The 25,838-nt window shown below is 73.7% G+C and carries 23 protein-coding genes; 11 read left to right on the top strand and 12 right to left on the bottom strand.

The features are described from left to right. Window positions 1–11 precede the first annotated feature (11 nt). Genes NE234_RS02655 through NE234_RS02635 form a run of 5 tightly spaced genes read left to right on the top strand, consistent with a single transcriptional unit; the run spans window position 12 to window position 5,291 of the window. Entirely contained in the window at window positions 12–410 is a 399-nt protein-coding gene (locus NE234_RS02655) for a Zn-ribbon domain-containing OB-fold protein (protein ID WP_252776554.1), read from the top strand. After that, a complete protein-coding gene (locus tag NE234_RS02650) occupies window positions 407–745 on the top strand; it encodes a VOC family protein (RefSeq protein ID WP_308206826.1) in 339 nt (112 codons plus the stop codon). Before NE234_RS02655 ends, NE234_RS02650 begins: the two co-directional genes overlap by 4 nt. Before the next feature lie 39 nt (window positions 746–784). Continuing rightward, the gene (locus NE234_RS02645) at window positions 785–2,359 is read left to right on the top strand and encodes a class I adenylate-forming enzyme family protein (RefSeq protein ID WP_252776553.1); all 1,575 of its coding nucleotides are present in this window, start codon (window positions 785–787) and stop codon (window positions 2,357–2,359) included. After that, window positions 2,356–4,530, top strand: coding sequence for an acetate--CoA ligase family protein (locus NE234_RS02640; protein ID WP_252776551.1), 2,175 nt, complete (start codon window positions 2,356–2,358; stop codon window positions 4,528–4,530). Before NE234_RS02645 ends, NE234_RS02640 begins: the two co-directional genes overlap by 4 nt. Next, on the top strand, window positions 4,530–5,291 hold the full coding sequence (locus NE234_RS02635; RefSeq protein WP_252776549.1) for a glucose 1-dehydrogenase: 762 nt from the start codon (window positions 4,530–4,532) through the stop codon (window positions 5,289–5,291). The genes NE234_RS02640 and NE234_RS02635 overlap by 1 nt, the downstream gene beginning before the upstream one ends. Here NE234_RS02635 and NE234_RS02630 read toward each other — a convergent pair. The 4 genes from NE234_RS02630 to NE234_RS02615 form a co-directional block, all read right to left on the bottom strand. After that, complete coding sequence (locus NE234_RS02630) at window positions 5,285–6,088, bottom strand: enoyl-CoA hydratase/isomerase family protein (protein WP_252776547.1); 804 nt, start codon at window positions 6,086–6,088, stop codon at window positions 5,285–5,287. The genes NE234_RS02635 and NE234_RS02630 overlap by 7 nt on opposite strands. Continuing rightward, on the bottom strand, window positions 6,085–6,300 hold the full coding sequence (locus NE234_RS02625; protein WP_252777409.1) for a 3,4-dihydroxy-2-butanone-4-phosphate synthase: 216 nt from the start codon (window positions 6,298–6,300) through the stop codon (window positions 6,085–6,087). The genes NE234_RS02630 and NE234_RS02625 overlap by 4 nt, the downstream gene beginning before the upstream one ends. A gap of 21 nt (window positions 6,301–6,321) precedes the next feature. Next, window positions 6,322–6,864: a hypothetical protein gene (locus NE234_RS02620; protein WP_252776546.1), complete on the bottom strand. Its 543-nt coding sequence runs from the start codon at window positions 6,862–6,864 to the stop codon at window positions 6,322–6,324. A 282-nt stretch (window positions 6,865–7,146) separates the two neighbouring features. After that, complete coding sequence (locus NE234_RS02615) at window positions 7,147–8,547, bottom strand: amidase (RefSeq protein WP_252776544.1); 1,401 nt, start codon at window positions 8,545–8,547, stop codon at window positions 7,147–7,149. A gap of 97 nt (window positions 8,548–8,644) precedes the next feature. On the opposite strand from NE234_RS02615, the gene NE234_RS02610 reads away from it, so the two are divergent. Together NE234_RS02610 and NE234_RS02605 are read left to right on the top strand one after the other, a co-directional pair. Beyond that, entirely contained in the window at window positions 8,645–9,202 is a 558-nt protein-coding gene (locus tag NE234_RS02610) for a TetR/AcrR family transcriptional regulator (RefSeq protein WP_252776542.1), read from the top strand. A 416-nt stretch (window positions 9,203–9,618) separates the two neighbouring features. After that, window positions 9,619–11,064: a GAF domain-containing protein gene (locus NE234_RS02605; RefSeq protein WP_252776540.1), complete on the top strand. Its 1,446-nt coding sequence runs from the start codon at window positions 9,619–9,621 to the stop codon at window positions 11,062–11,064. A gap of 26 nt (window positions 11,065–11,090) precedes the next feature. Here NE234_RS02605 and NE234_RS02600 read toward each other — a convergent pair whose 3' ends face one another. Beyond that, window positions 11,091–11,414 (bottom strand): YkvA family protein, encoded by a 324-nt coding sequence (locus NE234_RS02600; RefSeq protein ID WP_252776539.1) that lies wholly within the window; start codon window positions 11,412–11,414, stop codon window positions 11,091–11,093. Between the two features lie 74 nt (window positions 11,415–11,488). Beyond that, window positions 11,489–11,716, bottom strand: a complete 228-nt coding sequence (locus NE234_RS02595) for a DUF397 domain-containing protein (protein ID WP_252776537.1) — start codon at window positions 11,714–11,716, stop codon at window positions 11,489–11,491. A 237-nt stretch (window positions 11,717–11,953) separates the two neighbouring features. Here NE234_RS02595 and NE234_RS02590 point away from each other — a divergent pair, with 237 nt between their 5' ends. Then, a complete protein-coding gene (locus NE234_RS02590; RefSeq protein WP_252776533.1) occupies window positions 11,954–12,610 on the top strand; it encodes an enoyl-CoA hydratase/isomerase family protein in 657 nt (218 codons plus the stop codon). A gap of 227 nt (window positions 12,611–12,837) precedes the next feature. Here the strand turns inward: NE234_RS02590 and NE234_RS02585 are convergent, their stop codons facing one another. From NE234_RS02585 to NE234_RS02570, 4 genes are all read right to left on the bottom strand, one after another. Next, window positions 12,838–13,671, bottom strand: a complete 834-nt coding sequence (locus NE234_RS02585) for a TIGR03619 family F420-dependent LLM class oxidoreductase (protein ID WP_252776532.1) — start codon at window positions 13,669–13,671, stop codon at window positions 12,838–12,840. Continuing rightward, window positions 13,668–15,272: a hydantoinase B/oxoprolinase family protein gene (locus tag NE234_RS02580; protein ID WP_252776530.1), complete on the bottom strand. Its 1,605-nt coding sequence runs from the start codon at window positions 15,270–15,272 to the stop codon at window positions 13,668–13,670. Before NE234_RS02580 ends, NE234_RS02585 begins: the two co-directional genes overlap by 4 nt. A 55-nt stretch (window positions 15,273–15,327) precedes the next feature. Continuing rightward, window positions 15,328–17,388, bottom strand: a complete 2,061-nt coding sequence (locus NE234_RS02575) for a hydantoinase/oxoprolinase family protein (RefSeq protein WP_252776528.1) — start codon at window positions 17,386–17,388, stop codon at window positions 15,328–15,330. 232 nt (window positions 17,389–17,620) lie between these two features. After that, a complete protein-coding gene (locus NE234_RS02570; RefSeq protein ID WP_252776525.1) occupies window positions 17,621–18,457 on the bottom strand; it encodes a hypothetical protein in 837 nt (278 codons plus the stop codon). 643 nt (window positions 18,458–19,100) lie between these two features. Here NE234_RS02570 and NE234_RS02565 point away from each other — a divergent pair. Beyond that, window positions 19,101–19,871 carry an SDR family oxidoreductase gene (locus NE234_RS02565; protein WP_252776523.1) on the top strand — a complete coding sequence of 257 codons (771 nt, stop codon included), beginning with the start codon at window positions 19,101–19,103 and terminating at the stop codon, window positions 19,869–19,871. 46 nt (window positions 19,872–19,917) lie between these two features. Then, a complete protein-coding gene (locus NE234_RS02560) occupies window positions 19,918–20,532 on the top strand; it encodes a hypothetical protein (RefSeq protein WP_252776521.1) in 615 nt (204 codons plus the stop codon). Window positions 20,533–20,540: 8 nt separating this feature from the next. Here the strand turns inward: NE234_RS02560 and NE234_RS02555 are convergent, their stop codons facing one another. Then, window positions 20,541–21,182 carry a PaaI family thioesterase gene (locus NE234_RS02555; RefSeq protein WP_252776518.1) on the bottom strand — a complete coding sequence of 214 codons (642 nt, stop codon included), beginning with the start codon at window positions 21,180–21,182 and terminating at the stop codon, window positions 20,541–20,543. Window positions 21,183–21,357: 175 nt separating this feature from the next. Between NE234_RS02555 and NE234_RS02550 the strand changes: the two genes are divergently transcribed. Next, window positions 21,358–22,473 (top strand): alcohol dehydrogenase catalytic domain-containing protein, encoded by a 1,116-nt coding sequence (locus tag NE234_RS02550; RefSeq protein WP_252776517.1) that lies wholly within the window; start codon window positions 21,358–21,360, stop codon window positions 22,471–22,473. On the opposite strand, the gene NE234_RS02545 is transcribed toward NE234_RS02550, so the two are convergent. After that, window positions 22,474–25,827 carry an NACHT domain-containing protein gene (locus tag NE234_RS02545; RefSeq protein WP_252776515.1) on the bottom strand — a complete coding sequence of 1,118 codons (3,354 nt, stop codon included), beginning with the start codon at window positions 25,825–25,827 and terminating at the stop codon, window positions 22,474–22,476. Window positions 25,828–25,838 lie beyond the last annotated feature (11 nt).

The following is a 25,838-nucleotide window of genomic DNA, read 5'->3' as shown; positions in this document are numbered from 1 at the left end:
CTTGGCAGTCGATGGACCCGCGCCCGCTGCCCCGGCCGAGCGCGCTGACCGCGCCCTACTGGGAGGCGTGCCAGCGCGGCGAACTCGCCGTTCAGCGCTGCCGCGGCTGCGGCCGCCGCGTCCACCTCCCCGAGCCCGCCTGCCCGTACTGCGGCGGCACGGACCTGCCGTACGAGACGGTGTCCGGGCGCGGCAGCGTGCACACGTTCAGCGTCGTCCACCGCGCGTTCCTGCCGGGGTTCGAGGTCCCGTACGTCATCGCCTGGATCGACCTGGAGGAGGGCGTCCGGGCGTTCGGCGGCGTCGTCGGCGACATCTCCCCGGAGGACGTGCGGATCGGCATGCCCGTGCGGGTCCGCTTCGACGACCTCCCCGGATTCGGCCGCATCCCCAACTGGAGGCCAGCGTGAAGATCGGCAACGTCCTGTATCCGGTGCGCGACGTCGATCGGGCCGTCGCCTTCTACCGCGACGGGCTCGGGCTCGCCGTGAAGTTCACCGACGGCGGCCGGTTCGCCGCGCTGGACGCGGGCGGCACGACGTTCGCGCTGGCCGGACCGGACGAGGACGTCACCGGCGGGCGCCCAGCCGCCTCGTTCAAGGTCCCCGACGTCACCGCCGCCGTGGAGCGGCTCACCGCGGCCGGCGCCCGCCTCGTCGGCGGTCCGGACGAGGGGTCGCACGAGACGCGCGCCGTGCTGCGCGACCCGGACGGCAATCCCCTCGTCGTCTACGCGCCCCGCTGACCGCCCGACCCCGACCCCTCCCCGCACCAGGAGACGCCAGTGGCGCGATCACCATTCGGCAACTACGGGCACGCGATCCTCACCACCGGCGCGCTGCGCACCCCCGGCAAGGTGGCGCTGACCTACTGCGGCCGGACGAACATCACCTATGACGCGCTGAACAGGACGGTCAACCGGGTGGCGCACGCGCTGCTGGAGGCGGGGGTCCGCCCCGGGCAGCGCGTCGCCTCCCTGCTGAACGAGACGCTCAACGTCGCCGAGGTCTACCTCGCGCAGATGAAGCTGGGCTCGGTGGTCTGCGCGCTCAACCCCTACTGGCCGGAGGACACGCTCGCCCGGGTCGTCGAGCACTCCGAGTGCACCGCCTTCGTGTACGACGCGAGCGTCGAGAGGCTCGTCGCGGCCGTGCGGCCGAGGTTGCCGGGCGTCCGGCTGTGGCTGCGGGTCGGCGGACCCGCCGGGGACGCCGTCGACCTGGCCGCGCTGGCCGCCGCGGCGGTCGAGGACGAGCCGCCCCTGGGCGGGCACGGCGACGACCTGATGGCCCTGTTCTACACGTCGGGCACGACCGGCCTGCCCAAGGCGGTCCGGCACACCCACGCCTCCAGCCTGGCATCCGCGCAGATCTGGCTGGACATCCCGCACGGCGCCGACTCGGTGATGGGCACCGGCGCGATCATCTGGGGCATCGGCTTCCCGGCGCTGGTGGGCCCGGCGTTCTACGCGGGCATGCGGCTGGTGCTCGAACAGGACTGGGGCCCGGCCAACTTCCTCACGGTCGTGCCGCGCGAGCGCGTCACCCACGTCAGCCTGATCCCCAGCTTCTTCTCGGCCCTGCTCGGCTCGGACGAGCACGCCGACGTGGACCTGTCGTCGCTGACCGCGATCGTTCTCGGCGGCGAGCCACTGCTCCCCTCCCTCCGCGAGAAGATCATGAAGCGGCTGCCCGGGGCGGCGATCTTCAGCTACTACGGGCAGACCGAGGCGCCGTACACCTGCATCGGGCGCCAGGACGACGGCAGCCAGGACATCGCCTCCGTCGGCCGGGCCCGTACGTCCACCGCGGTCCGGGTGACGGGCCCCGACGGCGAGCGGCTCGTGAACCGGGTCGGCGAGATCAACCTGACCGGGCCGAACCTCATGCAGGGCTACGACAAGCTCCCGGCGAAGACCGCGCAGGTGCTGCGCGACGGCTGGTACGTCGGCGGAGACCTCGGCATCGTCGACGACGACGGCTTCCTCACCGTGCTCGGCCGCCGTGAGGACGCCATCCTCAAGGGCGGCGTGTGGTCACAGCCGAGCGGCGTGGAGGACGCGGCCCTCGAACTCGACGGCGTGGCCGAGGCGGGCGTCGTGGGAGTCCCGGCGCAACCGGAGGGCGAGGACGCGGTCGAGCAGCGCGTCCTGGTGGCGGTCGTCCCCCGGGCCGGGGCGAGACTCGACCCCGGGGACCTGAGGGCCCGGCTCGCCGCCCGGCTGCCCGCCGACCAGGCCCCCGACCTCGTGGTCGTGGCGGACGAGCTGCCGCACACCCAGGACGCCTCCGGCGGCCCGGGCAAGCTGCTCCGCCGAGAGATCCGCACCCGCTACGCCGACCTCCTGGAGCGGCCGTGACGCCCCCCGAACGGCCCGTCGTGGTCGCCGAGCACGTCGTCAAGGACCTGGTCTCCGGGTTCGGCGTCGCGGTGCCGCGCGGCGCGACCACCCCGGCGGCGGAGGACGTCGCCGCCGCGGCGAGCGGGCTGACCCCGCCGCTCGTCGTCAAGGCGTACGGCCCCGGGCTGGTGCACAAGAGCGACGCCGGGGCCGTGCGGCTGGGACTCGGCTCACCGGTCGAGGCCGCGCGGGCCGCGGCCGAGATCCGGACGGCGCTGGTCGCCTCGGGCGTCGCGATCGAGGGCTACCTCGTCGAGGAGCAGGCGCCGCCGGGCGTGGAGGTCATCGTCGGAGCGGTGCGCGACCCGTCGTTCGGGCCGGTGATCCTGGCCGGTCTCGGCGGGGTCTGGACCGAGGTGCTCCGCGACACCGCCCTGCGGCTGTGCCCCATCACCGAGGACGACGCGCGGGACATGCTCGCGGAGCTGCGCGGCGCGGCCCTGCTCGACGGCCTCCGCGGCTCTCCGGCGGCCGACCGGAACGCCCTCGTCAAGGTGCTGCTCGCGGTCGGCGGCCCCGGCGGCGTGGTCGAGAGCCTGGGCGACGGGTTCACGGAGTTCGAGCTGAACCCGGTGATCTGCACGCCCGAGGGCGCGGTCGCGGTCGACGCCCGCCTCCTGCGCCCGTCCCCTCCCCCGGCCGACGCCCACCTGCCGCGCCCGTTCCCTCCCACAGCCGGCGCCCGCCCGCCGAGCCCGTCGCCGGCCGAGCGGGCCGGACGGCGGGGACTGCAGGACGGGCCGCAGGACTTCACCCGGCTGTTCGCGCCGCGCGGCGTCGCGGTCGTGGGCGCCTCCGCCAAGCGGCCGAACTTCGGCAACATGTTCCTCGCCTTCTACCGCGCGGCCGGGTACTCCGGCCGGCTCGTGGCCGTCCATCCGACCGCCGGCGAGATCGACGGGGTGCCCTGCGTGCCCACCCTGGCGGGGGCCGGCGTCGACTACGCGCTGGTCGCCGTCCCCGCCGAACGCTGCCCGGACGTCGTGCGCGAGGCCCGCGGCGTCCCGTTCGTCCAGGTGATGAGCGGCGGCTTCCGTGAGGCCGGTGCGGTGGACCTGGAGGAGGACCTCGCCGCCGCCGCCCGCGAGGCGGGCGTACGGCTGCTGGGTCCCAACTGCATGGGCGTGTACTCCCCGGCGGGCGGCCAGACGTTCATCGGCGGGCGACCCGGGCCGCCGGGGCGGATCGCGCTGATCTCGCAGAGCGGCGGGCTGGCCGGAGAGGTCGTCCGGGTCGGCGAGCGCCGGGGCCTGGCGTTCTCCAAGGTGGCCACGGTCGGCAACAGCGCCGACGTCGGGCCGGCCGAGCTGCTGCGTCACCTCGCCGACGACGACGGGACCTCGGTGATCGGCCTGTACCTGGAGGACCCACGGGACGGCAGGGCGCTGTTCGAGGCCCTGCGGGCGGTGACCAAGCCGGTCGTCGCCCTCGTCGGAGGCCGTTCGGCGCAGGGCCACCGGGCCGCCGCGTCGCACACCGGCGCGATGGTCGGCGACGCCCGGATCTGGACGGCGCTCGCCCGGCAGACCGGGCTGCCGCTGGTGACCGCCCAGGACGACCTGATCGGCGCGCTCGACCTGCTCGACCTGCACGCCGGGCGGGACGTGCCCGCGTCCGCCGACGTCCTCGTCGTCGGGCCGAGCGGCGGGGCCGGCGTGCTCGCCGCCGACGCCCTCGACCGCGCCGGGCTGCGGCTCGCCCCGCTGCCTGACGTGGACCTCGGCCTGCCGGTCGGCGCCGTCCCCGGCAACCCCCTGGAGATCCCGGTCGGCCCGCGCGGCAGGCCGGACCTCGTCGGGCGGGTCGTCACGGCGATCCAGCGGGCCGCGCGGCGGCCGTACCCGGACGTGCTGACCCACGTGAACGTGCAGAGCTTCTTCACGTTCGGCGACAGCGCCGACCCGCTGCTCGCGTACGCGCACGCGGTCGGGGAGCTGCAGCGCGGACTGACCCGCACGAGGGTGACCCTCGTGCTGCGCAACGCCGAGTACGCGCCGCCCGGCGTGGAGGACGAGCTGCGGGCGATCGCCCGTTCGGCGGGCGTACCGACCTATCGGAGCATCGAGGCGGCGGCCACGGCGGTCGCGGCCGCGAAGGTCCGCGACCAGCGACGGGAGCGTGAGGTGTGATGGGCAGGCTGGACGGCAAGGTCGCGCTGATCACCGGCGGCGCGCGGGGCATGGGCAGGGCGCACGTGAGGCGCTTCGTCGCCGAGGGCGCCCGGGTGGTCTTCGGCGACGTCCTGGAGGAGGAGGGCGGCAAGCTCGCCGCCGAACTCGGTGACGCGGCGCGCTTCGTGCCGATGGACGTCACCCGGCCCGACGACTGGCGGAGCGCCGTCGAGGCCGCCGTGACCGCCTTCGGCGGCCTCACCGTGCTGGTGAACAACGCCGGGATCATCAAGCACCGGTCGATCGAGGACATGAGCCTGGAGGAGTGCACCCGGATCATCGAGGTCAACCTCATCGGGCAGTGGCTGGGCGTCAAGTCGGTCATCGAGCCGATGCGGGCGGCCGGCGGCGGGTCGATCGTGAACGTCTCCTCGACCGAGGGCTTCATCGGCGCCGCCGGGCTGGCCGCGTACAGCGCCAGCAAGTTCGGCGTCCGTGGGCTGACCAAGGCGGCGGCGCGCGAGCTCGGCCAGTACGGCATCCGGGTCAACTCCATCCACCCGGGCGCCATCCTCACCGCGATGGCCATGGACCCGGACGTCGTCGCGGCGACCGCGAGCAGCGCCGAGGCGTTCTTCAACGCGCTGCCGCTCAAGCGGATGGGCAAGGCGGAGGAGGTGCCGGGGCTGGTGGTCTTCCTCGCCTCGGACGAGGCCGGCTACTGCACCGGCAGCGAGGTCCTCATCGACGGCGGCATGCTCACCGGCGCCGGTTACTGACCGCGTGAACCCATCGTCCGGTCCATGAAGGCGCGGATCCGGCCGTCGGCCGCCGCCGTCGTCCACAGCTCCACGGTGGCCGGCTCGGCGACGCGGTCGAGCCGTTCGTTCGCCTCCTGCCGGAACTGCGCCTTGGTGTAGCGGAAGGTGTCGGCCGGGACGTCGGTGGCCATCCGGTCCGCGACGGCCAGCGCCCGGTCGACCAGGGCGTCCGGATCGCTCAGCTCGTCGACCAGCCCCAGTGCCAGGGCCTCATCCGGCTCATGGTTGGCGCCGTCGAGGATCACCTGGCGGGCGCGGACAGGCCCCAGGGCGAACCGCATGATCTCCAGCGCCGGGTACGGGAACGGCACCCCGACCCGCAGCTCGGGCACCCCGATCCGGCCGGTCCCGGACGCCATGACCCGGTGGTCGCAGGCCGCGGCGAGCACGCAGCCCCCGGCGATCGCGTGCCCGTTGACCGCGGCGACCACCGGCCTGCCGAGGTCGAAGACGGACCGGAACGCGCCACCGAGCGCGGGCAGGAACTCCTTCACGTACGCGGCGCCACCGTCCACGACGCGCTTGAGGTCGACGCCCGCCGAGAACGCACGGCCGGTTCCGGTCACCACCACGGCCCGTACCGATCCCTCCGGGTCGTCCAGCTCGCGCATCGTCCGCTCGATCGCCCGGCAGAGCTCCAGATCCAGGGCGTTGACCTTGCCATGGACCAGCCGCACGACCCCGACACCGTCCACCACGTCGACCTCGATCACCCGCGTTCCCTCCCGTTCCTCGGCCCGGTTCGCAGGGATCAAAGGTGCCTTCTCAGGTCGTCCACGTCGAGCAGGGGCAGCCCCGGCAGCGCGGCGACCTCCAGCTCGGCGGCCGTCGCGATGGTCCCGTCAGGGTTCATGACCTCGCAGCACACCCCGGCCGGCGGTGGCCTCGCCGCCACGCACAGGGCGACGGTGGCCTCGGTGTGCCCGGCGCGCCCGCCGGCCGGGCCGTGCGCGCGCTCGGCGCTCAGCGAGCCGGGCCGTGCGCGTGCTCAGCGCTCGGCGGCCGTGCGCAGGGCCAGTGCCGTCTTCGCCAGCTCGTCGGCCGAGGCGGCCGACCCGGCGACCACGCCCAAGGTGGAGCCGTCGCCCCACGCGCAGCCGGCGCCGCCCTGCGCCCCCGCCGCACAGCGCAGCACGCCGCCGAGCGGACCCGGCGGGTAGTCCTTGGGGCCGGTCAGCGGCATGGCCGCGAGGGCGGAGTCCACCTCGAAGGACGGCGGGTTGGCCCGGAGCTCCTTCGCGATGTCCGGATGGTCGCCGGCCGCCAGTCCGAGGAAGGCGATCCGCTGCTGGGCGTTCCCGCGCCGTTCGTAGATGCCGATCCTCATCTTCGCGGCGTACGCCGCGTTCTGCTTCGCCTGAGCGTCGCGGATCGCCTGGATGACCCGCTCGGCGTCCGGTCCGGTCATCCGCGTGTAGTCGTCGAAGGAGCCCGGGACCGTGATCCGGCGCTGCGCGCCCGCCGAGGGACTCGCCGTCCGGCCGTACGCCGTCGTCCGCACGCCCGACGACCCGCAGCCGATGAGCACCACGCTCGGTATCAGGGCGAGCGCCCCGGCGGACGGCCGAAGGACCGCCCGCGCACGCTCTCCAGACCGCCTCCGACCGCTGAAGGTCGCCATATCCGCCAAGCTACGCGGCGGACGACCGGCGATTACCCGCTGGAGGAACAGATCGCCTAAACACCCCTTCAAGCCGAACAGACCCGAAAAGCACGGCTTCGAGCAGGGGCGCGGTGCGAGCCGACTCGGTGATCACTGGCGTCCGCTGCCTCCAGAAGGGCGGTAGGCGCCAGTGATCAAGGAATCCCGTCGCTACGCCACGCCGCCGACGCTCTTCTCCACGACGGTGGGGCGGCGGTCGGACCAGCGTTCGGCGGCCTCGAGCTGGGCGGCCAGCGACAGGAGCGTGGCCTCGTCGTTCGCGCGGCCCAGGAACTGGGCGCCGGTGGGCAGGCCGTCGGCGCTGAGCCCGGCGGGCACGCCGATGGCGGGCCAGCCGATGACGTTCCACGCCCAGCAGAACGGGCAGGCCCCGGCGGCCAGGTGGCCGGTCGCCAGCCAGCCGCGGCCGCTGAGCGCGCCGATCCGCAGCGGGAGCCGCGCGGTGGTCGGGGTGAGCACGACGTCGGCGCGCTCGAAGATCCGGCCGATCCGGCGGGCCATCCAGGGTTCGGTGCGGCGCGCGAGGGGCACCAGCCGGCGCCCGAAGTGCCGGCCGAGGAACGCCTCGGTGATGGTCGCGGGTTCGGGCTCGGCGTCGGGGGTCGTCTCCAGCCAGTCGGCGACCCCCGCGGTCCCGCGCGGCAGGAAGTTCAGGCCGATCAGGCCGTAGTCCGGATCGGCGGGGAACACCTCGTGGCCCAGGTCGGCGAGCACATCCGCGACGCGCAGCACCGCGGCCCTGATCTGCGGGTCGACCGCGGACGGCACGCCGAACGGCGTGCGAAATGACAGCGCGATCCGCAGGCGTCCGGGCTCGCGCGCGGCGGCGCGCCGGTACGGCTCGGCCGGGGCAGGCGGGCGGTGGATGTCATCGGGGTGATTGCCGGTGAGCACGTCCAGGAGCAGGGCGGCGTCCTCCACCGTACGGGTCAGGGGGCCGGCGACCGCGATGCCGTAGAAGGAGTCGATGTACGGCCAGATGGAGACGCGGCCGCGCTGCGGCTTGAGGCCGACCAGCCCGGTCCACGCGGCGGGGATGCGCAGGGAGCCGGCGCCGTCGGAACCGACCGCGCCCGACACCATGCCGGCCGCGACCGCCGCCGCCGAACCGGCGCTCGATCCGCCGGGCGTGTGCTCGGGGTTCCAGGGGTTGCGCACGGTCCCGAAGCCGGTCTCCCCGGTGGGCCACTGGCCGAGCTCGCTCGTGTTGGTCTTGCCCACGATGATCGCGCCGGCCGCGCGCAGCTTCCGTACGACCTCGCTGTCGGCGGTCTTCGGCCGATGGCTCCCGCGGCAACCGAAGGGGGTGATGTGCCCGGCCAGATCGGTGTCGTCCTTGATCGCGACGGGGACGCCGAGCAGCGGAGGGCGCTCCCGCCCGCGCCACCGGTCGGCCCGGTCCGCCTCCTCCAGAGCCTGCTCGGCGCAGGTGACGCGGAAGGCGCCGAGCGCGTCCTGCTGGATGCGGTCCAGGGAGTACTCGACCAGCTCGCGGGCGGAGACCTCTCCCCCGGCCAGCCGGGCGGCATCTGCGGTGAGTCCTTCGATCACAGGATCCCCCCGGGGGACTGGTTTCGTTCGTTCGAACGAACGATAATCCGAGAAGGGCTTCGAGGAGAAGGCCCCGATACGCCAGACTTGCCCCGCGATGGAAGACACACGAGAACGCATCCTGCTCGCCACGTTGCGCCTGATCGGCGAGCATGGTGTCGGCGCGGTCACCAACCGGCGCGTCGCGACGGCCGCCGGCGTCGCGCTGGGCTCGCTGACCTACCACTTCCCCAGCCAGGCCGAACTCCTGCGCGAGACCCTCAGCCGGTACGTCGACGAGGAGATCCACCGGATCAGTGAGATCGCCGCGCGGCTGGAGGGCATCGGCCCGGACCAGGCCGTCGTCGAGACCGAGCGCGCCATCGCCGACCTGCCGGACGGCCCCGAAGAGGTCGCCACCCTCGAACTGCACCTGCACGCCTCCCGCGACCCGCTGGTCCGGGAGGCCGCCGTCCGCTCGATGCAGGCGTACGACCAGTTGGCGACCGCGATCCTGACGGCCCTGGACATCCCCGAGCCGGAGGCCAAGGCCCCCACCGTGGTCGCGCTGCTCTACGGCCTCGCGGTCCGCCGCCTGGCCACCGGCGATCCCTCCGGTACCGCGGAGGCGCTCCGCCTCCTGCTGTACGGCGCGGCGGGGCCCCGCCCGGAGTGACCCGAGGATGAACCCCCCGCCGGAGCGCTCCTCCCCGACCGGGGCGACCCGGGGATGGGCCACCCGCCACCGGGGCGCTCTTCCCCCGGCCGGAGCGGCCGGGGATGGGCCGCCCGCCGCCGGGGCGCTCCTCTCCCGGCGTGCCCAACGGCGGCGGGCGCGTGCGCGGAGGCACCGGATCCGTCCCCTCTCACGGGTCCGGGCTGACCGCCACGGACGACCGCGGCCCGGAGCGGAAAGGTGACGCCCCGTTGCGGTCGCGGAACGTACGGTAGACGAGGCAGGGTTGCAAACACGTTGCAACCATTCGATGACCTACGGCGATGGTCGCAGGTCGCCAGTTTGGCCGAATCGCTTGCGGCCGGGGTCGGCAGCCCCAATGCTCAGGGCAGACACGCCCCCAGTGGAGAAGCGCCATGCGAAGCAGCCACGTGTGCGACAACCCCGCGGATTGCGGTCTCCGGACCGCCGTGCTGCACGAGGCGGCCGTCGCCGGGCCGGCCCGCACCGACCGTCCGCTGATCCGTGAGTCGTGGCGTCGTTCGCTGGACGCGGGGGTCGACCCGGACATGAGCGCGGCGCCGCAGGTGATCGACGCCGCGCGGGTCGCGGACGTACGGGCCGCCCATCCGCTGGACCGTCACCTTCCGCAGTTGCGCGACACGTTGCGCCGCGTCGCCGACGCCACCACCCAGCTCATGGTGATCACCGACGGCGACGCGCGGGTGCTGTGGAGCGAGGGTCCGAGCGACGTACGGCGGCACGCGGACGCGGTCGGGTTGATCGAGGGGTTCCGCTGGTCGGAGGAGGCCATCGGCACCAACGGCATCGGCACGGCGCTCAGCACCCGTGCCCCGGCCTACGTCCAGGCCACCGAGCACCTGGTGCGCGTCCTCCAGCCGTGGTCCTGCGCCGGCGCCCCGGTCGTCGACCCGGACACCGACGAGGTGATCGGGTGCGTCGACATCAGCGCGACGGTCGACGCGCTGCATCCGGCCGTGGTCGCGCTCGTGGAGGCGGCCGCCCGGCTGGCCGAGGCGTGGCTGACGATGGAGATGAACCACCGCGACGAGTGCCTGCGCGCCCGGTACCTCCGGCACGTGCGCGGGGACACCCGCGCCCTGGTGACGACGACCGGGCGGATCCTGGCCGCGGATCCCGACGGGTGGCGCGGCGGGCGGGTGGTGGTTCCGGAGGCGGGCGGCAGGGTCGCGCTGCCCGACGGCCGCACCGCGGTGGCGGAGACGCTGGGTCAGGCGTACCTCCTGCGCGCCGCCGGCTCCGACGACCGGTGCTCGCTCACCCTGCGGCTGCTCGGCGACGAGCAGCCCTGCGCCTTCCTCGACGGCCGGCGTGTTCCCCTGTCCCTGCGGCACGCCGAGCTGCTCGCGTTGCTGGCCCTGCACCCGAACGGCCTGACCTGTGAGCAGTCGTCGCTGTACCTGTACGGCGACGAGGGCAATCCGGTCACGCTGCGCGCGGAGATCCATCGGCTGCGGGGCCAGCTCGGGAACATCGTCCGGGCCAAGCCGTACCGCCTCGACTGCGAGGTGGAGGCCGACTTCCTGACCGTGCGGCGGCTGCTGGCGGCCGGCGACGTCACGGCGGCCGTACGCCTGTATCCAGGGCCGTTGCTGCCCCGCTCGGAGTCCCCGGCCGTGCAGGCGGAGCGGGACGAGCTGACCGCGCAGCTGCGCCGGCAGCTGCTGCACCGGGGCGACCTCGACGCGCTGTGGTGCTACGCGCAGGCGGCGGACGACGACCTGGAGGTGCTCACGAAGCTGGCGGCGGTCCTGCCGCCGGGCGATCCGCGGCGGGTCTCCGCCCAGCTCCGGCGCGAGCGGGTGCTACGCGACGACTAGACGCCGCCCGGCGAGGACCGGGCCGCTCAGGTCCGCGTGAGACGGCGGACGGCCCGCAGCCCCTCCTCGCCGCCCGGCCAGTGGCGGGCGACGGCCTCCGGGCCCGCCCGGCGGATCACCGAGCGCAGCACGAACGCCACCAGGATCGCGTCATCGGCGTAGCCGAGGACCGGGACGAAGTCGGGGATCAGGTCGATGGGCATCGCCAGGTAGGCGAGCAGCAGCCACAGCCGGAGGCGTACGCCGCCGGGAAGGGTGGCGTCGCGCGCCAGCCGGCCGACGAGCCGGAGCAGGTCGGGCAGCAGCCGGACGGCGTCACCGAGGGCGCCGCCCTCGGGGCGGGCCACCACGAGGAAGACCAGCAGGACGAGCCAGAGCAGGACGAGACCGGCCGCCGCGGCGAGCAGGCCGGTGAGCAGGCCCGTCAGGAGGTCTGCGAGGGATTGGGGGCGTCCTCGACCATGTCGTCGAACTCGCCGTCCTTGACCCCGAGGATGAACGCCTCCCACTCGGCGGGGGTGTAGTACAGCGCGTCGCCGTCGGGCCTGGCGGCGTCGCGCATGACCACCATGCGGTCGGCGTGCTTGTGCTTGATGGGCACGTCGGCGCCGTCGACGAACAGGATCTCGACGGATCCGGACTCCTGGCTCATGTCGTCCCTCTTCTGCTCGGGTGCTCGGGGGAACGCTCCCGCCGGACGCGACTGGCCTCCAGGCTATCGGGCACGCCCGCCGCCGCGGGGCCGAAACACCGGCGAGCGCGAGCCGGTCTCGGCCAGGTCGGGACACCATGGCGCCGCGCCCTCGCGCCCCGGTGGCCCTGCCGCGGCGGGCACGGAGATGAGATGCTCACTCCAGCAGTTACTCACCGGTAGCACAGGAGAGGCGACATGATCGAGCTACAGCGGGACGGGGACGTTCGCATCCTTCGCATGGACGAGGGCGAGAACCGCTTCAGCCCCGGCTTCCTCGATCAGCTCGAGAAGGCGCTCGGCGAGCTGGAGTCCGCGGAGGGCCCGCGCGCCCTGGTGACGATCGGCACGGGCAAGTTCTTCTCGAACGGTCTCGACCTGGAGTGGCTGACGGCGAACCCCGATCGGTTCGAGCCCTATCTGGACCGGGTCCACGCGGTGTTCGCGCGGTTCCTCACCCTGCCGATGCCCACGGTCGCCGCGCTGAACGGCCACGCGTTCGCCGCGGGCGCCATGCTCGCCCTGACCCACGACCAGGCCGTCATGCGCAGCGATCGCGGCTACTTCTGCCTGCCCGAGGTCGACCTCGGGCTCTCCTTCACCCCCGGCATGGCCGCCCTGATCCAGGCTCGCCTGCCACGGGCCATCGCACACGAGGCCATGCTCACGGGCCGGCGTTACGCCGCGCCCGACGCGTGCGAGGCGTCCATCGTCCAGCGGCACGTCCCGGAGGCGGAGGTCCTCCCGACGGCGGTCGCCATGGCCGCCCCCCTGGCCGCCAAGGACGGCGCGACGGTCGGCAGGATCCGCACGGCCATGTACGAGCCGGTGCTCGCCGCCCTGTCGTCCCGCTGAGACGGACGACTTGGCGAGGGGTTTACTTTGCAATCCCGACCGATATAGTAGACATAGAGACCGGCGCTCCTGCGGCAGCCATCGCGGGCTGGTCCCGGGGGACCGTCTCGGCGCGACCGAGCGCGTCCGGTCGGACGAGACGGCGGCGGGGGGGGCCTCGAGTGGCAGCGAGGCCGACCCCGCCCTCCCCTCCGGCGCGGACGTGGTGACACCGCCGCGCCGCCGGTTCAACGACCGGTGATGCCGTACTCCGCGGCGAAACCCCGCAGCCCGTCGAGGGCCTCGCGCGTGCGCGTCCAGGGCCGTACGATCAGCCGGTCCACGCCCAGCGCGGCCCACGCGCCGACCTCCTCCGGCCCGGCCAGCTCGTACGCGTGCACGGTGATCTCAAAGGGCCGGTCGCGGCCCGCGAGGTGGCGGCGCAGCCGGTCCAGCAGCGGGCGTACCGACTCGAGCGTGTGCGGCATGCCGATCCAGCCGTCGCACCGGGTGGCGGCGCGGCACAGGGCGGCCGCCGACTCCCCGCCCGCGAGGATCGGGATGCCGCGCGGCTTGGGCTCGAAGGCGACCTCGTCGAAGTCGAAGAACTCCCCGTGGTGCTCGACGACGTCCTCGGTCCACAGGCGACGGGCCACGTCGATGGCCTCGTCCAGCCGCCGCCCCCGGCTCGCGAAGTCGACCCCGGCCGCCCGCCACTCCCCCGCGTACCACCCGGCTCCGACGCCCGCGACGGCGCGCCCGCCGGAGACGTGGTCCAGCGTCGCGAACGCCCGCGCCGCCACGAACGGATGGCGCAGCGCGAACAGGTACACCGCGGTGCCGAGCCGGATCCGTTCGGTCACGGCGGCGAGCGCGCACAGGTGGGCCGGGGCGTCGAACAGCGGGGTGGACGGCACGATGCCGGGCCGGCCGGTCCCGGGATAGGCGGCGGTCGACAGGTCGGTGGCGAAGACCAGGTGCTCGGGCATCCACACCGACTCGAAGCCGAGACGGTCGGCCTCGACCGCCAGGTCCCGCCAGACGCCGGGATGCACGAGCCCCAGCGGAACGCCGAATCTCACCGGGTGACCCTCCCGTCGCGCAGGTCCCGCGCCACGGCGTCCGGATCACGTTCCGCCGGGTCGCCGTAGCCACCGCCGCCGGACGTCTCGACCACGAACGCCTCGCCCGCGCGCAGCGGAGAGCGCGTCGCCTTCGGCGGCAGCGGCTCGCGGACGCCGTCGAGGCGCTCGCGGAAGTAACCGCCCGCCCGGCCGGGCCCGCCGCCCTCCGCCCCGGCGGGCGGGTCGAGGAGCCGGTCGCCACGCGTGTCGACCAGCGCGTCCTCCAGGACCCGGATGACCGTACGGGTGCCGAGCCCGCCCCGCCAGCGCCCCCGCCCGCCGGAGTCGGGGATCGGCGCGACCTCCTCGATCCGCACCGGCAGCCGCGCCTCGATCGGCTCGACCTGCGGGATGATGTTGCGCCCGCCGCCGAACAGCGCACCGGTCGCGTCCGGCCCGTCACGGCCGTACCGCGCCCCCATGCCGCCCAGCTCGAACGCCATGTGCAGCCACGGCCGTGTGGCGCCGCTGATGCTGAAGGCCTGCAGGATGCCGGAGGCGGCCGCGCCACGGCCGGGCAGCGCCCGCGTGAACGCCGCGAAGACGGCCTCCTCGGCGGCGGCCACGGTGGCCCACCGGCCGCCGCCCGGGTACGGCTTCGTGCAGTTGACCAGGCTTCCCTCGGGCATCCGCACCTCGACCGGCGCGAAGCAGCCCTCGTTCATCGGCAGCGCCGGATCGACGAAACAGCGCAGCGCGTACATCACACCGCCGAGCGTCTGGGAGAACCCCGAGTTGACCGGCCTGGCGACCTGCGGGTCGGTGCCCGCGAAGTCCACGAGCACCCCTTCGCCGCGCACGGTCACCGCGACGCGGACCCGGTGCCGCTCGTCGCCGTCCTCGACGGCGTACTCCCCCTCGTACGTTCCTCTCGGGAGCCGCGCGAGCTCCTCGCGCATCCGCGCCTCGGTGTGGGCGAGATAACCGTCGATCCCGGCCGCGAGGTCCTGCTCGGCGGCGAGCGTCTCGACCCGGCGCGCGGCGACGTTGACCCCGGCGACCAGCGCCCGCAGGTCGCCGAGCAGCCGCTCCGGCGTACGGCTGTTGGCGGCGAGCACCCGGACGAGGCCCTCGTCCCACCCGGCGGCGGTGGCGATCCGCACCGGCGGCAGCTGGAGTCCCTCGAGGAACACGTCGGTGGCGTCGCTGGCCATCCCGCCCGCGGACAGGCCCGACAGGTCGGCGACGTGGATGAGCGTGCCGGTGAAGTAGGCCGGGCTCCCGCCGGCGAAGACCGGGCGGAAGACCAGGAGGTCGTTGGCGTGCACCCCGCCCTGGTAGACGTCGTTGGAGCAGAAGACGTCGCCCGGGCGCATGCCGGCGAGCGGGTAGGCGTCGATGACGTACGGGAGGGCGCTGCGCAGGCTCGCGCACTGCACGATCGCGGTGGACAGCGAGTGCGCGACCAGGCGCCCGTCCGCGTCGAGGATCGCGGCGGCCGCGTCGGCGCCCTCGACGATGAACGTGGAGTACGCCGAGCGGACGACGACGATGCTCGCCTCCTCGGCGGCGACGCGGAGCGCGTTCCGGAGGATCTCGGCGGTCAGGTCCGCGTTCACGAGCCCTCCTCCGTCGGAGGCGTGACCGGAGACGCCGTGCTCATGATCCGCTCGCTCATGGATCCTCCGCCCTTTCCAGCGAGACGGCGCCGTGGTCGTCGAGGACGCCGTTCCAGCCGGGCGGCACGACCAGTGACGCCTGCGGCTCGGTGATGACGCACGGGCCGGCGAACCGTTCACCGGGGACGCAGGCGGCCCGTTCGCGCACCGGGACCTCGCGGAACGCGCCGCCGAACCACGCCCGCCGGGTCCGGGCCGGCGCCGGTCGCGGCGGATCCGTCCCACGGAGGTCCGGCGCCCCGGCGGGCAGGGACACGCGCACCCGCGCGACGGTCAGCTCGGCGGGGTCGCGCAGGTCGATGCCGTACGACTCGCGGTACCGCGCGTAGAACTCCTCCACCGCGGCGTCGACGACCTCGCGGGTGACCGGGCCGGGCCGGAGTTCGACGGTGAACGCGTGCGCCTGCCCGGCGAAGCGGAGGCCGACGGCGCGGGTGACCCGGCCCCGCGCGTCGCCGAGGGCGAGATCGGCGCGGCAGGCCGCCTCCAGGTCGGCGAGCACCGTCTCCAACGCCGCCGGGTCGGCCGCGGCGGCCGGAGCGAGGAAGGAGCGCGACCTTTCGATCGCCAGGTCGGCGTGGAGCAGCCCGGCCGCCGAGCCGACGCCGCAGCGCGCCGGGACGAGCACCCGGCGGATCCCGAACCGCTCCGCGAGGCCGGCGGCGTGCGTCGGGGCCGCCCCGCCCAGGGCGACGAGGGTGAACCCGCGCGGGTCGACGCCGCGCCGCACCGTGACGACGTGCACGGCGGTCCCCATCTGGGCGCCGGCGATGTCGTGTACCGCCGCGGCCGCCTCGACGACGTCGACGCCGAGCGGCTTGGCGACGTGCCGGGCGAGGGCGTCCTCGGCCAGGTCGGGACGGAGGCGGAGGTCGCCGAAGCCGTCCGGGTCGAGGTAGCCGAGGACCAGGTCGGCGTCGGTGACCGTCGGCATGGTGCCGCCCCGCCCGTAGCAGGCGGGGCCGGGTGCGGCCCCGGCGGACCGCGGACCGACCCGCAGCGCGCCGGCCTCCACCCAGGCGATCGAGCCGCCGCCGGAGCCGACCTCGGCCAGGTCGATCGCCGGGACCTTGATCGGCACGCCGGTGCCCGGCCGCCGTCCGCCGAAGCTGCCCTTCCCGCCGACCTGGAACTCGTGGGTGACGCCCGGGCGCCCGTCCCGTACGAGCCCCGCCTTGGCCGTCGTGCCGCCCATGTCGAAGGAGATGAGGTCGGCGAGCCCGTGCCGGGCGCCCTCGCGGGCCGCCGCGACCACTCCGGCCGCCGGACCGGACTCGATCGTGTAGACGGCGCGGGAGGCGGCGAGCCCCGCCGGCAGCACCCCGCCCGCCGACTCCATCACGTGCACCGGCGCGGTGATCCCCGCCTCGGCCAGGCGGTCGCGCAGGCGCCGCAGGTAGACGCCCATGACCGGACCGACGTACGCGGACATCAGCGTGGTCGTCGCCCGTTCGTACTCGCCGAGCTCCGGCCACACCTCCGAGGAGATCACGACGGGGGTGCCGGCGGGGAGCCGCTCGGCGAGAATCGCCGCGAGCCGTCTCTCGTGCGCGTCGTTCGCGTGGGAGTGGAGCAGGCAGATCGCCACGGCGGCGACGCCGAGGTCCGCGACGCGCTCGGCGACCCGCCGGGCGGCCTCCTCGTCCAGCGGGGTCAGGACGGTGCCGTCGGCGGCGAGGCGTTCGGGCACCTCGAACGTGCGGGTCGTCGGCACCGGCGGCTCGCCCGGCGAGTACGCCAGGTCGTACCGCTCCTCCTCGACGCGCGCCTGGCGGCCGAGCGCGAGCATCGACCGGAGGCCCCGCGTCGTGACGAACGCGACGGCGGCGCCGCGGCGTTCGAGGATGACGTTCGTGGCGAGCGTCGTCGCGTGCGTGAACCGGTCGACCGAGGCGGGAGCGACGCCCGCGTCGGCGAGCACCCGGCGGACGCCGCGCAACAGTCCCTCCGTCGGGTCGTCCGGGGTCGTGAGCGTCTTGGCGACGTGGACGCGGCCGTCCGCGACGAGGACCACGTCGGTGAAGGTGCCGCCGATGTCCGTGGCCAGTGCCGTCACCCGACCTCCAACCAACCTAGCGACCGCTTGGTGAAGCGTAGAAAGCGACCCGGCCGCTGTCAACGGTGGCCGGGGCGGCCGAGGACGCCACGCGGAGAACCGAGGAGGCCACGCCGAGGACCCGGGGAAGGCCGCGCCGTGGGGCCGGCGAGGCCACTGGGAGGGTCGGGGAGGCCGCCTCTAGGGCCGGGAAGGCCACGAGAGTGGCCGGGCCCGGCCACTCGGCCCCGGGTCAGCGCCGGATGCCCGCGGTCCGGCTCGGATATTCCTCGCCGTGACGGCGCAGCGGCCCGCGAGGCCCCGAGGTGGTCAAACGCTCCAGGTTCGTCGTCCGGCGGCCTCTCAGCGTCCGGTTCGCTATCACGCCGCCGACACGCCCCTGCCCGCGCCCGCCACCGCCACCGGCACCCGCACCGCGACCACCGCGACCGCCGAGCGCGGCCGGCCAGGTCTTCGTCTCCCAGAACTTCCAGCCCTCCCGGATCGTCGGGAAGACCGCGGCACCCGAGTTGATCAGGAGCCGGCCACAGTTGTGGTAGATCTTCCACTCATCGAAACCGATCTTGAGGCCGAACACCCGATAACGCACATGCCCGATCATTCCCTTGGTGACGTGAACGGTGTACTGATGCCCGGCCTCAATGGAATGTTCGTCTTCGACCTCCGGGTGCAGATCCTTTCTGACCCGGGCGACGAAGTTCTGGATGTTGGTGTCGACGGCCGTTTCCTTCTCCAGTTCGACGTGGAGCCGGACCAGGTGCGCGCGCCTCAGCCAGACCTGGATGTCGCCACCGGGGCCGTCGACGAAATAGGAGTTCGGCAGGAAGAGGTCGACCGGCTTGGTGTATCGGAGGCGGAAGAAGACGCGAGGATCACAGCGCGCACGCAGGGGCAGCAGGAACGGACGACGCGGCCTCGGGAAGGCCGTCGGCGTCGGCGAGGCCGAGGCCGACGGCGATGCCGATGACGTGGGCGTCGCGCCGATCGAGACCGTGATGCCGTTGGACTTCGGCGTCGGACTGACGGCGGGCGAGGCCGAGGCCGTCGCGGTGTGCGAGGCCGTCGCCATCGCCGAGATCGTCGCGGTAGGTGAGGCGGTCACGGCAGGTGAGGCGGTCACGGTCACGGTGACCGTCGCGGTGGGCGAGACGGTCGGAGCCGCGGAAGGGCCGGCGGCGGGCCGCGGTCCCGGCCGCGGGCCTGCCGGGGCGACGGCGCCTGGTGCGGCCCGGCGCACTCCGCGCACCGCCGCCGGGACACCCGTACCCGACGCCTCGGGGTCCGGCCTGAGCGAGGAGGCACCGCGAGCCGACGCGGCGCTCACGGCGGCGAGCGACGAGACGGCCGCGGCGACGATGACGCCCAGGGATCCGACGGCGACCGCCGCCGGTACCGTTTTCAGGAAGGGGAGAACCGCGGCGTTCATCCGAGGATTACGCATTGACTCACCATTCTCCTGCAACGCGGCCTTCGTCGTATCACCGGGAATTCGAAAATGCCGCGAAGCGCCTCCCGCCGGCAACGCCGATGAAGATCAGGCCTTTCCCCAGGCCAGACGGTAACACGGCGTCGGAGGGAATCATGGAAGGCGCGGAAGGCGTTTCCCCGGAGACCTGCCACACGAAGCCCTCCTTTCTTCCCGGGTTCCGACGGCTTCACCAAGCTAGCGACCGCTTGGTATCATGCGGCGTCGCGCCACCTCGGGAGGTCCAGTGCTGTCCGGAAAGGTCGCCGTCATCACCGGGGCCGGCCCGGGCCTGGGCCGTACACTCGCCGGGCTGATGGTCGAGGAGGGCGCGCGGGTCGTGGTCTCCGCCCGGTCCCGGGCCGCTCTGGAGCGGACCGCGGCCGAGACCGGAGCGCTCGCGGTTCCCGCGGACGTACGGGACGCCGGTCAGGTGCGGGGACTCGCCCGGACGACCGCCGAGCGGTTCGGCCGGATCGACGTGCTGGTCAACGCGGCCTTTCCCGGCACACACCGCAAGAACGTCCTCGACATGGACCCCGCCTATCTCGAGCTCTGGCGCTCGGCGGTGGAGACGGCGACGTACGGCACCCTGCTGGCGTGCCGGTATCTCGCCCCGCACATGGTCGAGGGCGGCGGCGGGTCCATCGTGAACGTGACCTCCCTGTCGAGCCGGAGCGGCTACGCCGGCCGCAGCGACTACGCCACCGGGAAGGCGGGCGTGCACCTGCTGTCCCACTGCCTCGCCGACGAGCTCGGCCCGCTGGGCATCCGGGTCAACTGCGTCGCGCCGGGCTGGATCGCGAGCGACGCGCTGACGACGTGGATGGAGACGCGCGCGCGGGACGAGGGCACGACATTCCAGGCGATACACGACCACGACGTGGGCCGCATGGCGCTCCGGCGGATCGCGACCGAAGAGGACGTCGCCCATGCCGTCATCTTCCTGGCGAGCGACCGGGCCAGGGCGATCACCGGCGCGACCCTCGACGTGAACGGCGGTCAGTTGTTCACGTGAGGGCGACGGCATCCCCATCGTCGTGATCGCGTCCTACGATGTGATCGTGCCGGGGTCGTACACGTGGTCGCGCCTAGCCGAGGCCGACATGGTCGAGTTGCGCGATCTCGTGTCCGGGCGCACGACGGTGCTGCGCCGTCCGCCGCCCGACCTGCTGGCCATGGACGACATCGTCCGGCTCGAGGGCCTGGCGTTCCGCGCGGACGCCGGGCCGCAGGCGGAGCTCTTCGGCGCGCTGGACACCGACCCGCTGCGGGTCCTCACCGGCATGAACTGGCTGATCGCCTTCTGGGCGGTGCTGTGGGACCTGCGCGCGGGCGAGCCCGCGGGCGACCTGGTCCGTACCCTCGACTACGACGGCCCCTGGCGCAGGGGCGCCACGCCCGAGCAGGAGCAGGTGTGGCGGTCGATGAGCCAGCGGGTCCGCACCGGGGTGTTCGCCGCGCTCACCGGCAACCCCGAGTCCCATCGGGTGTACGCCGACGAGGTCCGGCGGCTCGCCCCGGACGTCTTCCTGCACGTCACTTTGACGATCATGGACACGCTGAGCCACAACCTGAGCCGGCAGGGGCTGGAACTCTCCGGCATGGCCGCCCAGCTCGAGGCGTACACCGAGCCCGGCCGGCCGGGTGGCGGCCCGTCGTTCACCCCACCGCGCTGAGCACCAGCTCAGCGCGTGGGCATGATGAACACCGCGGTCGCCTCCGCGGTGACCTGCCCGTCCGGCCCCAGGATGCGGCTCTCGACGAACGTCTTGCGACCGTCCACGCGGACCGCCTTCGCCTCGGCGACCAGGGGAACGTAGAGCGGCGTGGGCCGCCGGTAGCGCAGGTCCAGCCCCGCCGTCATGCCGGGCGTGCCGTTGGCGGACGCGGCCACGCCGGACAGGTGGTCGAGGACCATCGCCGACACGCCGCCGTGAACGAATCCGGGAGGCCCCTCGTACAGCACGCCGAGGGTGAACTCGCTGCGCGCCGTGCCGTCGGGCAGCACTCCGATCTCGATCGGCGGAGCGAGGACGTTCAGCTCGCCGGTGACCGGGCTGCCGATCTGGCGGACGACCCCGCCCTCGTCCACCTGGGCTCCCGGCGGAACACCCCGGCCCGCCTCGGTGAGGCGCCGGGTCAGCGCCTCGACCTCGCCGGCGACGGCGGCGACCTCGTCCTGGCCGGCGCGGGTCAGGACGACCAGCTCCGACAGCTCCCGCACGCGCGCGGCCAACTCGGCGAGGCCCGCGATGCGCACCTCGTCGACGTCCTGCCGATCCCGCTCTTCGAAAACCCGCTGCATGGCCGCCCACGCCCCGGTCATGAGGCCTCCTTCGTCGGCGAGACCGAAGGTGCTGTGCTCATGACTCGCTCGCTCCGCTCGCTCACGCAGCCTCCTTCGTCGGCGGGGTGCCCGCCTCGCGACCGAGCTGGATTCTAACCGGCGGCCCTTCCCCGGTCACTCGACCAAGCAAATGCTTGGTGTTACCGTCCCCTCCATGGCGGGAGAACGGATGGCACGCGCGGCCGTGGTCCGGGAGTTCGGCACCTCGATGGAGCTGACCGAGATACGGGTGCAGTCGCCCCAGAGCGGCGAGGTCCTCGTGCGGATCGCCGCGTCGGGGGTCTGCGGCTCGGACCTCAAGGCGCTCGACGGCCACAGCCCGGTCGCAGGGCAGCCGCCACTGGTGCTCGGCCACGAGAGCGCGGGCGTGGTCGCCGAGGTGGGTCCGGGCGTCACGAGCGTACGGCCGGGCGACCACGTCGTCATCGCGATGAACGGCCCGTGCGGGCGCTGCCGCAACTGCTCACGCGGCCGCGTCCACCTGTGCTCCGGCCGCGCCCGGCTCAACGCGATCACGGGCCTGATGGGCGACGGCACCACCCGGCTGACGGTCGACGGCGTCCCCGCCCGGCCCATGATCGGGATCGGGTCGTTCGCGGAGTACGCGGTGGTCGGCGAGGCGGCCTGCGTCAAGGTACGCCCCGAGGCGCCGCTCGACCTGCTCGCCCTGACCGCCTGCGCCGTCGTCACCGGCGTCGGCGCCGTCCTGAACACCGCCCGGGTCGAGATGGGATCGAGTGTGCTGGTGGTGGGCTGCGGCGGCGTCGGCCTCAACGTCATCCAGGGCGCGGTCCTCGCGGGCGCGACGACGATCATCGCGGCCGACGTCGTGCCGGCCAAGCTCGCGCTCGCCGAGGAGTTCGGCGCGACGCACACGCTCCTCGCCGACGACCTGCCCGCCCAGGTCGGCGAGATCGTACGCGGCGGCACCGACTACGCCTTCGATGTCACCGGCAATGTCGACGTGCTCGCCCGGACGTTCGCGGCGACGCAGCCGGGCGGCACCACGGTGATGGTCGGCAGCCCGCCCGCCGGCCGGCCGCTGCCGGTCCCTCCGCAGGCGCTGTTCGCCTCACGGCGTCTGATGGGCACCCAGGGCGGCGACGCCGTGCCCCGCCGCGACCTCCCCCTCCTCGCCGACCTGCACCGCCGTGGCCGCCTCAACCTGGAGGGCCTCGTCAGCGAACGCGTGCCCCTCGACAAGATCAACGACGCGATCGCCCACGTACGCTCCGGCGCGGTCGCCCGCTCCGTCATCGTCTTCGACTGATCAGCCCACCTGCAGCCGCCGCCCGAGCAGCTGCCCGTTCCGCACGTCCTGCCCCGGCTCGACGTAGACCGTGACCTTGCGCAGCCCGGCGAGCGGCGCCAGATCGATCCCCGGCGCGACGCCCTTGAGGTAGACCTGCCGCAGCTCGCGCAGGTCGCCAAGCGGTGTGAGATCACTGACGTCGGCGCAGTGACGTAGCCACAGCGTGTTCAGACCCTTGAGCCCGGACAGCGGACCGAGGTCGTCGATGCCCGTGTCCTCGAGGTCGAGGAAGTGCAGGTTCCGAAGGTCCGCGAGCGGAGTGAAGTCGGTGAGGCCACGACAACCCCAGAGACCGAGCGCTGTGAGATCCAGCTCGGCGAGCGGCCGCAGCTCGGTCACCCACGGCGAGTTGTTGACGTACAGCAAGCGGACCTTCGGTGCCCGCCGCACCAGTTCCTCCAGCCCTGACCCGAGAGAGGAACCGATGAGCTGCAGTTCTTCGAGATTCTCCAGCGATGGAAGAACGTCCAGATCGGTCAACGCCGGACAATCCTCCAGCGTGAGTTCCCTGAGCGAGGTCTGCGCCCGCAGCGGAGAGAAGTCCGTGACGTGCTCAAGATTCTCCAGCGTCAGCATGTGCAGCGTTGGGAGGTCGCGGATGAAACTCAAATCCCGCAGGCCCGACGACGCCAGCCGAAGGCCCCAGAGCTTCGGCAGGCTGCACAACGGCTTCATGTCGCGGATGACGGCCGGCGTGGAGATGCTGGCCCACTCGAGGCTGTCGGCGTGGGCTGTCAGAGGGCCGAGGTCACCCGACTCCAGCTGATTGACGATGAGATGGCTGATCGGCTGATCGAGATCGCGCAGAAACGAGAGGCCGGCCAGCCGATCGGCGATCCTCAGCCGCGTCAGCCGCCTGACATGCCGCACGGCGGTCAAGAGCCGCAGTGCGGGGAGGCGCAGGAAATGGTGGCTCAGCGGAGCGTCGGCCAGTACGCGCCGGGCGTAGTCCTCCGGGTCGAAGTACTCCCAGCCCTTGATCAGCTCTTCCTGTACCCGGGAACGAGGGTCGGTGCCGTAGCCGGCGAGCAGGTCGAGGGCGCGTGGGCCGTTCACCAGCCAGGCGGTGCGGACGACGGCGCGCGCGGCGGCCGGGGTCAGGGCGTCCAGGGTCTCGGGAAGGCGGTCGAGGATCGTCTCGCCGACGCTCGCCAGGGAACGCGCCGAGGCCAGGTCCCGAGGCGGGACGAGGTCGTCGAGGCAGGCGTCGACGGCGCTGCGGAGTTCGGCCGGGACGGCGGGAAGGGTCTCCAGGCAGCCGGCGATGAGCAGTTTGAGCCGCCGGGCGTGGCGCGGCTCGGCCTCGATCCGGCGGAACAGGCCGCCGAGCAGTTCGGCGCGTTGCGGGGCGTTGGCGTGACCCGCCGCCATGATGATGGTCTCGCGCCACTGGTCCTTGTGGGCCTGGGCGAGCAGCGGTTCGAGGTCGCCGTCCTCGGCGAACTGCTTCGCCGTGAGGTACTCCTGCACGGTGCGGTGGACGAAGTCGATCCGCCCGGCGACCGGTTCGCGCAGCACGCCGCTGCGCTCCAGCAGGTGGTCGAGCACCGCCTCGGCGTCGGTCGGCGCGCTCGGCATCGTCGCGAGCCTGGTGCCGATCCAGCGGACGACCGCGTCCTTGGGCAGCTCGGTCCGCCCGGTGATCGACAGCCGCCAGGCCAGGTCCTGCAGGATGAGCATCTTCTGGCCGCGTTCGAGGACGAGGGCGTCGTCGACCGCGATCTGCCGTTCGACGTCGCGGCGTTCGAGCAGCAGTTCCAGCGCCGCGGCGTACAGGCCCATCCGGTCGCGGGGCAGTTGCTTCTCCCGGTCGAGGTTGAGCGCGCACAGCATCGCGGCGAGCAGCGGGCTCCCGGCGAGGGCCCGCAGGTGCGGCGCCGACTCCAGCCGCGCCAGCAGCGCCGCCTCGAAGCCGGGCAGTTGTTCGGGAGCGCAGGGCAGGTCGCCCGCGTCCCGTACGGCCTCGTGCCAGTGCCGGACCAGCTCCTTGACGTCCGCCGGGGTCATCCGCTCCAGCAGGGCGGTGGCGAACCCCTCCCCTGCCAGCCAGTCGGCGCTCGCCGCCGCGGGCCGGGAGGTGACGACGACCCGCAGCCCCGGATACGCCGCGAGCAGTCCGCTCAGCCACGGCCGTACGGCCCGGCGGCGCGCGCCCGGCAGCTCGTCGACGCCGTCGATCATCAGCAGCGCCCGGCCGCTGCCGAGCACCCGGTGCACCCAGCCGGCCGGCATCAGCCCGGCGATCGGGTCGGCGACGCCTTCGAGGAAGCGCTCGGGTGACGGGAGCGTCCCGCCGGTGTGGCTGCGCAGCTTGATCAGGAAGGGCACGCAGCCGTTCCAGTCCGCGAGGTCTCCGGTGAAGGCACCTCGCGCGGCGGAGATCGCCAGCCAGCGCAGCAGGGTGCTCTTGCCCGAGCCCGCCTCACCGCGGATCAGCGTCAGCGGCGCGCGCCCCAGCGCCGTCTCGACGCGCAGTGTCGCCTCTCCCGGCGGCGGCTCGTCCCTGCGCCACTCGGCGATGTCCAGCATGCCGGGAACGGCGGACCGGCGGGAGCGCTCGGCCTGCTCCTCGTCCGTGGACACGCTGAGGCTGATGTACGCGACGCTCAGCGTCGTACGGGGACGGTAGCGCTCGACCCGTACGCCGAACAGCTCCAGGACGTCCAGGGTCGTGCTGACGTGTTCGAGGTAGCGCCGCCGGAACGCCTCGTCGGTCGCCGTCCCCTCCGGCGCGTCGAGCGTGCGGACCGGGAGACGCGCCAGCAGCAGCGACACCTGGTCCGCGACGGCCGTCAGCCGCGCCAGCGTCTCGGTGGACGCCCTGGGGCCGAACTGCGGCAACTGCTGGACGATGCGGGCGAAGCAGTCGCAGCACTCGTCCAGCACCACGTCGTACAGCCGCGCCCCGGCCTCCCCGAGCTGCCCGTCGAGCCCGCGACGCGGCAGTCCGGCCCGTACGTGGGAGGCGAGGCGCGCCGGATCCAGATCGGTCGCCAGCAGCGCCCGGTCGGACAGGTCGGCGCCGGCGAGGGTCTGCGCGACCTCGGCCAGCGCGGCGGCCTTGTCGTTCTCACGCAGCCCGCCGTACTCGTGCCCGCACATCGTGAGCAGCCGCTCGGCGACCTGGTCGGCGATGTCGTCGATCTGCCGCTCGAACCGACGGCGCACGATCCGGTCGGGGAACCGCGTCTGCAGCAGGTCGACGAGGTCCCGGGCCCGCTCCTGCTCGGCGGACCGCCCGGTCAGCCAGGTCTGAGCCAGGTGCCGGCCCAGCGCCTTGCCGACGGCGACGGCCACGGCCTCCAGTGCCATGCGAAGCCCTC

The sequence above is a fragment of the Actinoallomurus rhizosphaericola genome, from assembly GCF_024055675.1.
Lineage (GTDB): Bacteria > Actinomycetota > Actinomycetes > Streptosporangiales > Streptosporangiaceae > Actinoallomurus > Actinoallomurus soli.
This window is presented reverse-complemented; position numbering and strand designations above follow the sequence as displayed.

Coding starts and splice junctions, on each gene's coding strand:
- NE234_RS02590 (WP_252776533.1), top strand. CDS start 11,954: ATGATCGAGCTACAGCGGGACGGGGACGTTCGCATCCTTCGCATGGAC.
- NE234_RS02655 (WP_252776554.1), top strand. CDS start 12: ATGGACCCGCGCCCGCTGCCCCGGCCGAGCGCGCTGACCGCGCCCTAC.
- NE234_RS02605 (WP_252776540.1), top strand. CDS start 9,619: ATGCGAAGCAGCCACGTGTGCGACAACCCCGCGGATTGCGGTCTCCGG.
- NE234_RS02595 (WP_252776537.1), bottom strand. CDS start 11,716: ATGAGCCAGGAGTCCGGATCCGTCGAGATCCTGTTCGTCGACGGCGCC.
- NE234_RS02555 (WP_252776518.1), bottom strand. CDS start 21,182: ATGACCGGGGCGTGGGCGGCCATGCAGCGGGTTTTCGAAGAGCGGGAT.
- NE234_RS02635 (WP_252776549.1), top strand. CDS start 4,530: ATGGGCAGGCTGGACGGCAAGGTCGCGCTGATCACCGGCGGCGCGCGG.
- NE234_RS02610 (WP_252776542.1), top strand. CDS start 8,645: ATGGAAGACACACGAGAACGCATCCTGCTCGCCACGTTGCGCCTGATC.
- NE234_RS02545 (WP_252776515.1), bottom strand. CDS start 25,827: ATGGCACTGGAGGCCGTGGCCGTCGCCGTCGGCAAGGCGCTGGGCCGG.
- NE234_RS02550 (WP_252776517.1), top strand. CDS start 21,358: ATGGCGGGAGAACGGATGGCACGCGCGGCCGTGGTCCGGGAGTTCGGC.
- NE234_RS02570 (WP_252776525.1), bottom strand. CDS start 18,457: ATGGCGACGGCCTCGCACACCGCGACGGCCTCGGCCTCGCCCGCCGTC.